Origin of the sequence: Desulfovibrio sp. 86 (assembly GCF_902702915.1) — a bacterium.
Lineage (GTDB): Bacteria > Desulfobacterota > Desulfovibrionia > Desulfovibrionales > Desulfovibrionaceae > Desulfovibrio.
Genome location: NZ_LR738849.1, coordinates 968,573 through 981,101, shown reverse-complemented (window position 1 = coordinate 981,101; position 12,529 = coordinate 968,573). Strand labels below are relative to the sequence as shown.

At 58.7% G+C, this 12,529-nt stretch carries 7 protein-coding genes and 3 pseudogenes; 5 read left to right on the top strand and 5 right to left on the bottom strand.

The window, feature by feature from the left end; genetic code table 11:
* Positions 1-22: 22 nt before the first annotated feature.
* The 3 genes from DESU86_RS04250 to DESU86_RS04240 all read right to left on the bottom strand — a co-directional run bounded on the left by DESU86_RS04250 (position 23) and on the right by DESU86_RS04240 (position 4,095).
* A complete protein-coding gene (locus DESU86_RS04250) occupies positions 23-2,461 on the bottom strand; it encodes a penicillin-binding protein 1A (RefSeq protein ID WP_179979910.1) in 2,439 nt (812 codons plus the stop codon).
* A gap of 404 nt (positions 2,462-2,865) precedes the next feature.
* Positions 2,866-3,183 (bottom strand): TusE/DsrC/DsvC family sulfur relay protein, encoded by a 318-nt coding sequence (locus tag DESU86_RS04245; protein WP_012625537.1) that lies wholly within the window; start codon positions 3,181-3,183, stop codon positions 2,866-2,868.
* Positions 3,184-3,435: 252 nt separating this feature from the next.
* Positions 3,436-4,095: a CBS and ACT domain-containing protein gene (locus tag DESU86_RS04240; RefSeq protein ID WP_179979909.1), complete on the bottom strand. Its 660-nt coding sequence runs from the start codon at positions 4,093-4,095 to the stop codon at positions 3,436-3,438.
* 147 nt (positions 4,096-4,242) lie between these two features.
* Between DESU86_RS04240 and DESU86_RS04235 the strand changes: the two genes are divergently transcribed.
* The 5 genes and pseudogenes from DESU86_RS04235 (at position 4,243) to tnpA (DESU86_RS04215) (ending at position 8,367) form a co-directional block, all read left to right on the top strand.
* Positions 4,243-5,415, top strand: coding sequence for a LarC family nickel insertion protein (locus DESU86_RS04235; RefSeq protein ID WP_179981708.1), 1,173 nt, complete (start codon positions 4,243-4,245; stop codon positions 5,413-5,415).
* 127 nt (positions 5,416-5,542) lie between these two features.
* Positions 5,543-6,034 (top strand): hypothetical protein, encoded by a 492-nt coding sequence (locus DESU86_RS04230; protein WP_179979908.1) that lies wholly within the window; start codon positions 5,543-5,545, stop codon positions 6,032-6,034.
* Between the two features lie 469 nt (positions 6,035-6,503).
* Positions 6,504-6,961, top strand: a pseudogene (gene tnpA, locus DESU86_RS04225) (IS200/IS605 family transposase).
* Positions 6,962-7,206: 245 nt separating this feature from the next.
* Positions 7,207-7,664, top strand: a pseudogene (gene tnpA / locus DESU86_RS04220) (IS200/IS605 family transposase).
* A 245-nt stretch (positions 7,665-7,909) separates the two neighbouring features.
* Positions 7,910-8,367: pseudogene (gene tnpA, locus DESU86_RS04215) on the top strand (IS200/IS605 family transposase).
* A 170-nt stretch (positions 8,368-8,537) separates the two neighbouring features.
* On the opposite strand, the gene DESU86_RS04210 reads toward tnpA (DESU86_RS04215), so the two are convergent.
* Together DESU86_RS04210 and DESU86_RS04205 are read right to left on the bottom strand one after the other, a co-directional pair.
* Positions 8,538-11,537 carry an AIR synthase-related protein gene (locus tag DESU86_RS04210; RefSeq protein WP_179979907.1) on the bottom strand — a complete coding sequence of 1,000 codons (3,000 nt, stop codon included), beginning with the start codon at positions 11,535-11,537 and terminating at the stop codon, positions 8,538-8,540.
* 25 nt (positions 11,538-11,562) lie between these two features.
* Positions 11,563-12,528, bottom strand: a complete 966-nt coding sequence (locus DESU86_RS04205; RefSeq protein ID WP_179979906.1) for a polyprenyl synthetase family protein — start codon at positions 12,526-12,528, stop codon at positions 11,563-11,565.
* Position 12,529: the final 1 nt, after the last annotated feature.

Sequence of the window (12,529 nt, the reverse complement as noted above, 5' to 3'; positions counted from 1 at the left end):
TGTTAAAAATCAGGCCAAAAAATCAGAACATCTGGCGCATGAGGTCTTCGCCGCCCTGTGAGGTGTCCACCACGGTGTCGTCCTCGGTGGAGGGGGACGTGGCCGAAGTGCCCTCTATGGGCATGTCGGTGCGGAAGGCGAGGCCGTCCTTCATGACAATGCCTTCGGGCATGACGAAGTCGTCGGCAGGGTAGCGGTCTTCCACTTCCACGCGATAGGCGCGGAAGATGGGTGCGGCGGTGCGCCCGCCCTGTTCAAGGCGGCCCAGGCTCTGCAACTGGTCGTAGCCCACATAGATGCCCGTGACCAGATGGGGAGAAAAGCCCACAAACCAGGCATCGTGCTCATCGTTGGTGGTGCCGGTTTTTCCGGCGATATTGTACCCCGGAACCTTGGCGCGGCTGCCTGTGCCCGCGTTGACCACCTGCTTGAGCAGGGTAGCCATCATATAGGCGTTCTGCGGGCTGAGGGCCTGCCATTGCTCCACATCCTGCCGGTAGAGCACGCGGCCCTTGGGATCGGTGATGGAGGTGATGATGCGCGGGCGCACGCCCAGGCCCTTGTTGGCAAAGGCCGCGTATGCCTGGGTGAGGTTGAGGGGCGAAACCGCCACAGCGCCCAGGCTGACCGAAAGTTCCTGCGGGAAGTGGGGTTCAAGGCCCAGGGCCTTGGCCCGCTGGATGACGTTGGCAATGCCCACCTGCTGGGCTATGCGCACGGTGCACGTGTTGCGCGACAGCGCGAGGGCAGTATGCAGGGGCAGTTCGCCCTTGTAGTTCTTTTCGTAGTTGGAGGGCCGCCATACCTCGTTGGTATAGGGGTTCACATACACAAAGGGCGCGTCCAGCACTGTCGAGAGCGCGGTGAAGCCCATGTCCAGCGCCGTGGAATAGACCACGGGCTTGAAACTGGAACCGGGCTGGCGGCGGGCCTGGGTTGCGCGGTTAAAGTGGCTGTCGCCGAACTGGTAACCGCCGATGAGGGCCACCACGTCGCCGTTTTCAGCCTCCACTGAGGCAATGGCGCCCTGCACCGCCGGTTCCTGCTGCAGGAGCAGGGGAATGGGCGTGCCTTTTTTGGCCGTGCTGGGGTCAAAGGGCTGGGTTTTCTTTTCTTTGCGGCCCTTGGCCCCTGTTTCCACAATGGTGGTTTCAGCGGCGGACACCCAGATGAGGTCGCCAGGGCTGAGCACCAGTTTGGCGTCCTTGACGGCGGGAGCATAGATGCCCGCCACCTTGGGATTGGGCTTACGCGCCCAGGACATGTCGGCCACGGGGATGACGCCCGTATACCCCTGACCCAGGCTCACGCGCGCTTCCTTGGCTTCCACCTGGGTCACGACGGCCTTGACCCAACTGTCGCCAGCGAGATCCATCGGGCTGAAGCTCTTTTGGGCAAGCAAGCTTTTCTGCTTTTCGGCATCCAGCTTTTCCAGGGGGCCACGCCAGCCCTGGCGTTTGTCCAGTTCTTCCAGACCCTGACGCAGGGCGGCTCCTGCCGCGTACTGATGGGCAGGCTCCATGGCGGTATGCACGGTGAGCCCGGCTTCGTACACGTAGTCCGCGCCAGCTTTGTCGGTTTCCACGCCAAGGGCCTTGAGGTTCTGTTCCGTAAAAAATTCTATGAGCAGGCGGCGGGCTTCTTCAAGATACCACTGGGCCGCGCCGCCCATGCCCTCGGGCATGCTCCAGTAGACCAGAGGCTCGGCAATGGCTTTTTCGTATTCTTCGTTGGTGATCCATTTGAGGTCGCGCAAGCGCCCAAGCACGTACATTTGCCGGCTCTTGGCCTCTTCTGGCCTGCGGAAGGGATTGTATGTGCTGGGAGCCTTGGGCAGCCCGGCGATAACGGCGCTCTCCGCCAGCGTGATGTCCGAGGCGTGCTTGCCAAAGTAGGTGCGCGCGGCGGCCTCCACGCCATAGGCGTGTTCACCGAGGTATATCTGATTGAGATAGATGGTGAGTATCTGGTCCTTGGTATAGGTTTTTTCCAGATCATAGGCCAGAATGGCCTCTTTCATCTTGCGGGTATAGCTGCGCTCGGAGGTCAGCAGGAGCTGCTTGATAAGCTGCTGGGTGATGGTGCTGCCGCCCTCGCCCTGGCGTCCCTTGCGAAAATTGTTGATGGCCGCGCGCAGAATGGCCGTGGGGTCCACGCCCATGTGGCGGTAAAAGGCATCGTCTTCTGCGGCCAGAAAGGCCATGGGCAGATACCGCGACATCTCTTTGAGGCCGATGACGTAGCGCTTTTCATGAAAAAGCGTGCCCAGGGTCGAGCCGTCACGGGCCAGAACGACCGTGGCCTGAGGCTGCTTGTACTCTGCTATGCGGTTGATGTCCGGAAGGTCGCGCGAGGCCCAGTAAAAGAGCATGACCACGCCGCTTCCGCCAAGGAGGCCGCAAATCAGTATAATGCCAATCAGCCAGAGAGTGATTTTTTTCCATGACAGACGAATTTTCATGGCAGGGCGATACCGTTTTTTTGCTTCGGCGTAAAGTGCGCGTCCAAAGCGCCGGGTGCGGCGGGCTGCGAAGTATGCGGACGGGGGCTGTACGCCTGAAATGGTGGATGAGAAGACATTTTACAAACAAACAATTGTATGTTGCAAATATGCTGGATTGTAGAGCGTGTTTTTTTGAAGCTGCTTCGGTGCGCCATCTGGATCTCGCCGAAGGGCGGAGCAGTTATCCGTGCGTCTGCGCGCCGTAACGGGCAGATGGCAATGAGCGTGGCGAACCTTATGGGAAAATATATTCTCAGCTTTCAACTTTCAACTTCAAATCTCAACAAAAAGGGGGGGCCGTGTGGAAAATAAAAAGCGGAAGGTTTCCCTTCCGCTTTTTTTCCGAAATGTAACGGCTCGGACTACACGCAGCCGGTGGGCTTGGGCAGGCCGGCCATCTTGCATGCGCCTTTGCCGGGGCCGGAGGGGAACAGTTCGTAAACTTCCTTCAGCTTGTACCCGGTGTTCTTGGACAGAATGCGGACCATGGGAGCGATGCCGTTCTTCTTGTAGTAATCCTGCAGGAAGTCAAGAATCTTCTGGTGGTCGGCAGTGATTTCAGAGATGCCTTCGGATTCTTTCACATAATCCATCCATTCGGGGCACCAGTCGTCAAAACGCAGAAGGAAACCGTCTTCGTCAACTTCAAAGCTTTTACCTTTATAGGTGATCTCAGCCATGCGTGTGTCCTCCTTGGACAGATAGTACTCACCTCGCCGGAGCAAGATGCTCCAGGCGCAGCCAACCGGGGGGTACCCGGCCGAATTCCTCCGATGGGGCGCGAAAGCGTAATGCAATCACAACGAATGCCTTTATGCCATAAAAAAATTTTGATGGCAAGCCCTGGCTCGTTTTTTTGGTCTGCCCCACCGATCTAGTCAAATTTTTTTCTTAGTCATCTCAATACAATAATCGAATCCCGATCTCTTGACTCAACCATCTTGACGGATGCAATACAGCACTCGGCCAAGCTTTGCAACTTCTTCCATAAGGCTGTCTTCAGCGGCTTTATTGCTGAGATCACGCACTCGTATGAAAAGGTGACGATTGCCATCGTCATTGCTTTTGGTAAGTACCGACAGCAGGCGCGCGTTGTGAGCGCGCAGCACGTCAAAGATAGGGCGCGCCGTGCCCGGCTGATCCGGCAGTTCGATGGCGAACTGAAGACCGCCAAGGCGTGCGCCGGTGATGTCCACCAGAGCCTTGAAAACGTCGTGGTCAGAAATGATGCCTACCAGCGTTCCGTTTTCTTCCACCACCGGCAGTCCGCCGACCTTGTGGTCAAGCATGAGCAGGGCGGCCTGCTCCACCGTGTCGGAAGGTTTGACGGTAAGGGGGTTAGCAGTCATAATGTTTTTGGCTTTCAGCTCGGCCAGCAGGTAGTGCATTTCATACATGTCGAGCGTGGTGGCCTTGGAGGGAGAGGCGTCACGCACGTCACGGTCAGAGATAATGCCAACGACACGTCCCGCATCATCAAGAACGGGCAAACGGCGGACGTGATGGTCCTTCATAAGTTTGCCGACCTTGAGCAGAGACGTCTCCGGGGTGACGCTGACAACATCGGTGGTCATCCAGTTCTGAACAGGCATGCTACCCTCCGGCTTTTCGATGCGGTTTGATGGTTCTGCGGCCGCCGTGTACAGCGGCCTTTTTCTGTTTATACAACAACAAACGGATGCTGCACAAGTGCGCGCCAGGGTATTTCCGGCGCGCCCGGCGGCGGATATCAGGTGCGTATGGAAGTATATCTGGATTGCGGCGGCGGCATCAGCGGCGACATGACCCTGGCGGCCCTGGCCCATCTTGGCGTGGATTTTGGCCCCCTCACGGCGGCTCTAGAAAAGGCGGGCGTGCCCTGTGAGCTTGAGGTGCGCGAAGAAGTCAGGGCGGCCGGCCCTGGCCGTTGCGTTGACGTGCGCTGGCGGCATGAAGGGCAGCCCCTGCGTCACCCGGCGGACATCGCCGCCATCTTCAATGCCGTGGAACTGCCCGCCGCTGTGCGCCAGCGCGCCCTGTCCGTACTGGACGCCCTGACCCTGGCCGAGGCTCACGCCCACCAGATAGCTCCTGAAAAGGTGCATTTTCATGAAGTGGGTGCAGTGGACACCCTGGTGGACATCCTTGGCGTGTGCTATGGCCTTGCGCAACTGGGCGCGCGCCGGATCACGGCCTCGTCCCTGCCCTGGTTTTCGGGCAGCATTGACTGCGCGCACGGGCGTATTCCCCTGCCCGCGCCCGCCACGGCCTGGCTTTTGCGCGACAAGCCCGTGTACGCCACCGATGCGCGCGAAGAACTGATCACCCCCACCGGGGCGGCGTTGCTGCATGCCCTGACGGACGAATTTACCGGAGCCCCCAGCGGCACCCTCAGGGCCATGGGCACGGGCTATGGCTCACGTCCGGCCGCCTCGGGCCTGCGGGTCTGGCTGCTGGAGGCGGCCCCCCAGGCAGATCATGGCCGTGGCGGGCGCGAACTGGTCAGCCAGCTTGAAACCCATATTGACCACCTTACCGGCGAAGAGCTTGGTCAGGCCCTCACGGCTCTGGCCGACATGCCCGAAGTGCTGGATGTCCTGTGGCTGCCGGGAACGGGCAAGAAAAACCGTCCTTCAGGCTTGCTGCGCGTGCTGTGCCTTGTGGGGGATGAAGACGCCGTAAGCCGTGCCGTGGTGCGGCACACCCATACCCTGGGGCTGCGCTGTCAGCGTATGGAGCGTCTGGTGCTGCCGCGCAGGGCCGTGACGGTCAGAGTGGCGGGGCGGGATATGCCAGCCAAGCTGTATGTGGTCGAGGGACGCGGATATGTGCGTCCCGAAGCCGACGCCCTGGGGCGGGCCGCGCATGCGGATGGTCTTGGGGCCCCCGCGTTGCGCCTGGCCGCCGACACCGAAAACAGCTCGGAATTTTAAAAAAAATATTAAAAAAAGAGTAATAGTTTCAGTCTGAAGACGGGTAATTCGCAAAGACCTCTTGCGTCCGGGAACGCATAGGCATATGGAAACTCAGGGCTGTGTGCCCTTTAAGGAGGATACCATTATGACCATGCAAAATCTCTGGCGGCCTTTGGGGTTGTGCACCCTTGCCGCGGCCCTGTGGATCGGGGCTCCGGTTCAGGCAAACGCGGACGTTTCCGGCAATGCTCCGGGCGTCATGCTTGTGGCCCGCAATGACCAGCAGTACAACGGCGGCCAGGGCATGAACGCCCCCGCCCCGCACAAGAAGGACGCCAAGGGCCTCAAGGCCACCAAGGCGCCCAAGGCTCCCAAGGCCGGGCACAACGTCAAGCCCGCGCCCAAAAAAGCCGCCAAGGGCAGCGCCTATGGCCAGCATGCCGGCGCAAAGAACGGCAAGGCTCCCCAGGTTGGGCGCCCCGGCAACAAGGGGCCGCGCAACGACCAGATGGCCGGCCCCAACGGCAAGCAGCCCAAGGGCGCCAAGGTGGCGCGTCCCAACGGCAAGCGTCCTGAGGCGCAGCAGCGAGCCCCGCAGAGGGCCCCGCAGCGTCCTGATGGCGAGGTTACCAACTAGAGCATTTTACTTTTGAGATGCGACGCATTTCAAAAGTGATCTGGTCTGGAGCATTTCAGGCGAGATTGTTCAGGCGGCTGCGTAAGCAGACGTCCACTGGCGTGGCGCAGGCGCGATTTTTTCGTTCTTGAGCGGCCAATGTGGGCGTGCCGTAAACTTTGAGAATGTAGTTTCGCAAAGGTACAGGGCCCTGACGACTGACGCGCTTTCCGCCAGCCGCATGCGGCTCACAGGCAATCTCTTCGCGGCTGCACACCCTGAAGACCCCCCGTAAACGCATGGTTTGGCAGCAATATCAAGCCCCGCAGGCAACATGCCTGCGGGGCTTTTTGTATGTAGAAAACCCCCCGCTAGGCGGGGGGTTCCGTAAAGCTTAAAGCTTTAAGCACGTCAGCAAAACTCCTTTTGATTTGTTACAACAACTTGCGGTCTGGCAACTGCAAAAGAAACAAATCAAAAGGAGGTCACAATGGGTGACGCAAAAAGTTTAGCTCACACAAAGTGGAACTGTAAATATCACATCGTCTTTGCCCCCAAATATCGCAGACAAGTATTTTATGGAGAGAAAAGGCGAGCGGTAGGTGATATTTTGCGTAAGCTGTGTGAGTGGAAAGATGTAAAAATATTAGAAGCAGAATGCTGCCCTGACCATATCCACATGCTACTTGAGATACCCCCGAAAATAAGTGTGTCGAGTTTTATGGGGTACTTAAAAGGTAAAAGTAGTTTAATGCTCTATGAGCAATTTGGCGATCTCAAGTTTAAATACCGCAGCCGTGAGTTTTGGTGTCGTGGGTTTTATGTAGATACCGTGGGTAAAAATACTGCAAAAATTCAAGACTATATAAAGAAACAACTGACAGAGATAAGCTCGGTGATCAGTTGAGCCTTCCATACCCTGGAAGCCCGTTTACGGGCCGCAAGTAACAGAAATGCAAATGTCAGATCGTGCATGCGCCTGCTAGGGCGCAGCTGGTAAGAGAGCCTTACAGGCGCATATGAAAAACCCCCGGCTATGCCGGGGGATATTTATTGTATGTAGAAAACCCCCCGCTAGGCGGGGGGTTCCGTAAAGCTTAAAGCTTTAAGCACGTCAGCAAAACTCCTTTTGATTTGTTACAACAACTTGCGGTCTGGCAACTGCAAAAGAAACAAATCAAAAGGAGGTCACAATGGGTGACGCAAAAAGTTTAGCTCACACAAAGTGGAACTGTAAATATCACATCGTCTTTGCCCCCAAATATCGCAGACAAGTATTTTATGGAGAGAAAAGGCGAGCGGTAGGTGATATTTTGCGTAAGCTGTGTGAGTGGAAAGATGTAAAAATATTAGAAGCAGAATGCTGCCCTGACCATATCCACATGCTACTTGAGATACCCCCGAAAATAAGTGTGTCGAGTTTTATGGGGTACTTAAAAGGTAAAAGTAGTTTAATGCTCTATGAGCAATTTGGCGATCTCAAGTTTAAATACCGCAGCCGTGAGTTTTGGTGTCGTGGGTTTTATGTAGATACCGTGGGTAAAAATACTGCAAAAATTCAAGACTATATAAAGAAACAACTGACAGAGATAAGCTCGGTGATCAGTTGAGCCTTCCATACCCTGGAAGCCCGTTTACGGGCCGCAAGTAACAGAAATGCAAATGTCAGATCGTGCATGCGCCTGCTAGGGCGCAGCTGGTAAGAGAGCCTTACAGGCGCATATGAAAAACCCCCGGCTATGCCGGGGGATATTTATTGTATGTAGAAAACCCCCCGCTAGGCGGGGGGTTCCGTAAAGCTTAAAGCTTTAAGCACGTCAGCAAAACTCCTTTTGATTTGTTACAACAACTTGCGGTCTGGCAACTGCAAAAGAAACAAATCAAAAGGAGGTCACAATGGGTGACGCAAAAAGTTTAGCTCACACAAAGTGGAACTGTAAATATCACATCGTCTTTGCCCCCAAATATCGCAGACAAGTATTTTATGGAGAGAAAAGGCGAGCGGTAGGTGATATTTTGCGTAAGCTGTGTGAGTGGAAAGATGTAAAAATATTAGAAGCAGAATGCTGCCCTGACCATATCCACATGCTACTTGAGATACCCCCGAAAATAAGTGTGTCGAGTTTTATGGGGTACTTAAAAGGTAAAAGTAGTTTAATGCTCTATGAGCAATTTGGCGATCTCAAGTTTAAATACCGCAGCCGTGAGTTTTGGTGTCGTGGGTTTTATGTAGATACCGTGGGTAAAAATACTGCAAAAATTCAAGACTATATAAAGAAACAACTGACAGAGATAAGCTCGGTGATCAGTTGAGCCTTCCATACCCTGGAAGCCCGTTTACGGGCCGCAAGTAACAGAAATGCAAATGTCAGATCGTGCATGCGCCTGCTAGGGCGCAGCTGGTAAGAGAGCCTTACAGGCGCATATGAAAAACCCCCGGCTATGCCGGGGGATATTTATTATACAGGAAATGCCGCTGGTCACAGCCAGCGGCATTTCCATATTCGCGCAGTTTGGGGTTGTGCTACCAGTCCAGCGTGACCTTGAAGGCGCGCGCAAGATCTTCCACGTCTTCGTTGGCGATGACGCTGTCGCCGGACTTGATGGTCAGGCGGCTGTCGGCGGTGACCACGCCCACGCGAGAGCAGAGCTGCCACTGCCCAAAGGCGTCAAAGATCATGGCCAGTTCGGGCTTGACGCTCACAAGCAGGCGGCTGGCGCTCTCGCTGTACAGCAGTTCCGTCGTGTTCATGCACTGCATGGCGTGTACGGCGTCCAGGTCGAGTTCCGCGCCCAGGCGGCCGCCGATGCACATTTCAGCCAGGGCCACGGCCAGGCCGCCGTCCGAGCAGTCGTGGCAGGCCGAGATGGCCCGCTGGCCCATAAGGGCGGAAACCGCGCGGTAGCGCGCCATGGCGGAGGCGGCGTCCACATGGGGCACATGGCCGCCCTTGAGGCCCAGTTCGTCAGCGGCCTCGCTGCCCGCCATTTCGTTCCAGGTGCCGCCCATCAGGTAGATGTAGTCGCCGGCTTTCTTGAAGTCCGACGTCTGGGTGGCGGTGACGTTGCGGATGACGCCAAGAACAGAGAACAGCACCGTGGGCGGGATGGAAATACGCTCGCCGCCGCCGGTGTAGTCGTTCTTCATAGAGTCCTTGCCGGAAATGCAGGGCACGCCGAAGGCAAGGCTGAACTGGCGCAGGGCGCGGCAGGCGCGCACAAGCTGGGCCAGCTTGTAGCGGCCGTCAGGATTGGAGGGGCTGACCACAGGGTCGCACCAGCAGAAGTTGTCCACCCCGGCCAGGGCGTCGGGGTCCGCACCCACGGCCACGGCATTGCGTATGGCCTCGTCCATGGCGTTGGCCATCATCCAGTAGGTGTCGTAATCGCTGAACTTGGGGCAGATGCCGTGGGAAATCACAAGCCCGGCGTCGGATTCCAGCAGGGGGCGCAGCACGCCCGCGTCAGCCGGGCCGTCGCGCTTGACGCCCACCAGAGGCTTGATGACGCTGCCGCCGCGCACTTCGTGGTCGTACTGGCGGATGATGTATTCCTTGGAGCAGATGTTGAGGCGGCTCAGCATGCGCTTGAGAAAAGCGCCCTGATCCGCGTCGGCCACATCCACGCTGATTTCCTTGATTTCAGGAGCCTTCCACTCGGCTTCCAGTTCAAGCTGGGGCACGCCCTCGTGCATGAACTGCATGGGCATGGAGGCCACGATGCGGTCATTGTAGCGCACCTCGAAGTAGCCGGATTCGGTGAACGTGCCGAGGGCCGTGGCTTCCACGTCCATACGGGCGGCCAGTTCCATGAATTCGTCCAGCTTTTCGGGCGGCACGGCCAGGGTCATGCGTTCCTGCGCTTCGGAGAGCAGGATTTCCCAGGGGCGCAGTCCGTCGTACTTGAGGGGGGCCTTGGCGATGTCCAGCACGCAGCCGCCCGTGTCTTCGGCCATTTCGCCCACGGAAGAGGACAGACCGCCAGCGCCGTTGTCGGTAATGGCGTGGTAGAGGCCAAGGTCGCGGGCGCGCATGATGAAGTCGTACATCTTGCGCTGGGTGATGGGGTCGCCGATCTGCACGGCAGTGGCAGGGGAGCCTTCATGCAGCTCTTCGGAAGAGAAGGTGGCCCCGTGGATGCCGTCCTTGCCGATGCGCCCGCCGGTCATGACGATGAAGTCGCCGGTTTCGGCCTTTTTGAACCAGCCGGGGCGGCCGTGGATTTCGGCCGGAATCACGCCCACCGTGCCGCAGTAGACCAGCGGCTTGCCCAGATAGCGCTCGTCAAAAACCAGTGAGCCGTTGACCGTGGGAATGCCGGACTTGTTGCCGCCGTGCTCCACGCCTTCGCGCACGCCTTCCAGCACGCGGCGGGGGTGCAGCAGGCGCGGGGGCAGGGCTTTGTCGTAAAAGGGCGAGGCAAAGCAGAACACGTCCGTGTTGCAGACAAGTTCCGCGCCCATGCCCGTGCCCATGGGGTCGCGGTTGACGCCCACAATGCCCGTAAGCGCGCCGCCGTAGGGGTCAAGGGCCGAAGGGCTGTTGTGCGTTTCCACCTTGATGCAGGCGTCGTAGCCGTTGATAAAGGCGATGACGCCCGCATTGTCCTTGAACACGGACTTGCAGTAGTCATTTACGCCCATGCGCTCGCGCAAGATGGCCGTGGCGTCGCGGATGCAGGTTTTGTACAGGTTGTCCACCACTTCGCGGCGGCCCGTATCCGCATCGACATAGTCAATGCGCGAGGCGAAAATCTTGTGTTTGCAGTGCTCGGACCAGGTCTGGGCCAGCACTTCCATTTCCACGTCAGTGGGGTCGCCGGGCAGGCCCAGGGCCTTGCGGCGCGCCACTTCGTCGGGGGCGGTGAACTGCTCGCGGATGCTGTGCATTTCCTTGAGGTTCAGCGCCCAGGTATTGGCGCGGCTGGCCTGGGTGAGGTCGTCGTCGCTCATGCCGGACAGGGTGATGGTGTCCACCGTGTCATTGGCTTCGCCGGTGACCTGCGCGGCTTGCGCTTCAAAGCCGGGGCTGGCCTGCCATTCTTCACGGCTCTTGATGCGGTAGCGCTGGATGAGCGTGTTGCAGAGTAGGTCGCGGGCCAGCATGTCCACCTGCTCGCGGGTCAGGGGAGCGGCGGGATCATTGACGATGCGGTGCTGCACGGCGGTGTAGACGCGCAGGCTGTCACGCGGGATGTCCAGCACCATGGCGGCGGTGTCGCGCGCGGTGCGGGCCTCGTTGTCCGTCACGCCGGGGCGAAAGCCCACTTCCACATACCAGTCCGGTTCGGGCTGGCCAGCGGGCAGAGGCTCAAGAGAGGCAGCCTGCAGGATGGGGTCATGCCAGATGCCTTCATCCAGCAGCCGTCTGACCTGGGCCTCGCTGAGGCCCTCGGCCGTAAAGACCTTGATCTGACGCACGGAACCCGTGGAAAGGTTAAGGGCTTTGAGCAGGTGCTGGGCCGTCTTGCGACCCTGCGTATCGTCCAGTCCGGCGTGCAGGCCGGTTTCCACCCGGTAGAGCATTGGTGCTTCCTCGTGAGGTTACAGCTTATTTCTTTCTGTCGCGCACATAGTCGGCCATGTAGTACATGACCTTGCGCTCCGGCTTGTCGGGCAGGCTGTCAAGAGCACGCCTTGCCGCGTCAAGAAATGTGTCGGCCTGTTTGCGCACGGCGGCGTCAAAACCCGCTTCGCGTATGCGCAGGGCAATGGCCTCGGCGTCGGCCTCGGTCATGCTCAGGCTGCTAAAGGCCGCGTCAAAGCTCTTGCGGTCGGCCGCGTTCAGGCTTTCGCGGTAGAGGCGCAGGGGCGGGGTCAGCTTGCCCTCGCGCACGTCGCCGCCCGTGGGCTTGCCCGTGGCGCTTTCTGGGGCGAAGTCCAGCGCGTCGTCCACCATCTGAAAGGCCATGCCCAGGTTTTCGCCATAGGTGGCGGCAGCGGCCACGGCGGCAACATCGGCCCCGGCAGCCAGCGCGCCCATCTCACAGGCGGCGCGGATAAGCCATGCCGTCTTGCCGCGCACCATTTCCTCATACTGATCGGCGCTGGTGTCCACCCGGCCCTGGGCCGCGATTTCGAGAATCTCGCCCGCCGCCGTGCGGCTTGTGGCCTCGGAAAAACAGCGCGAAAGGCGCGGGTCGCCTCGTTGGGCCACCAGGGCGTTGGCCCCGGCAAGCAAGGCGTCGCCCGCCAGAATGACGCTGGAGACGTTGTAGAGCGTGTGGGCCGCAGGTTTGCCCCGGCGGCTTACGGCATTGTCCAGCACATCGTCGTGCAGCAGGGTGGCGGCGTGCAGCATTTCAAGGGTGACGGCCAAATCCACGATATCTTCATTGCCGTTGCCCAGCAATCGCGCCGTGAGCACGGTGAGCAGGGGCCGCAAACGCTTGCCGCCAGCCTGAAAAATATGGCGGGTTATGGGGCGGACGGGTTCGGGCAATGTGTCCACGGCCTTGTCCAGAGCGCGGTTGATGGCTGGCAGTTCCAGGGCGAGGCGTGCTTTGAGTTGAATCATG

Coding starts and splice junctions, on each gene's coding strand:
- DESU86_RS04245 (WP_012625537.1), bottom strand. CDS start 3,183: ATGGCTGAGATCACCTATAAAGGTAAAAGCTTTGAAGTTGACGAAGAC.
- DESU86_RS04240 (WP_179979909.1), bottom strand. CDS start 4,095: ATGCCTGTTCAGAACTGGATGACCACCGATGTTGTCAGCGTCACCCCG.
- DESU86_RS04230 (WP_179979908.1), top strand. CDS start 5,543: ATGACCATGCAAAATCTCTGGCGGCCTTTGGGGTTGTGCACCCTTGCC.
- DESU86_RS04235 (WP_179981708.1), top strand. CDS start 4,243: ATGGAAGTATATCTGGATTGCGGCGGCGGCATCAGCGGCGACATGACC.
- DESU86_RS04205 (WP_179979906.1), bottom strand. CDS start 12,528: ATGATTCAACTCAAAGCACGCCTCGCCCTGGAACTGCCAGCCATCAAC.
- DESU86_RS04250 (WP_179979910.1), bottom strand. CDS start 2,461: ATGAAAATTCGTCTGTCATGGAAAAAAATCACTCTCTGGCTGATTGGC.
- DESU86_RS04210 (WP_179979907.1), bottom strand. CDS start 11,537: ATGCTCTACCGGGTGGAAACCGGCCTGCACGCCGGACTGGACGATACG.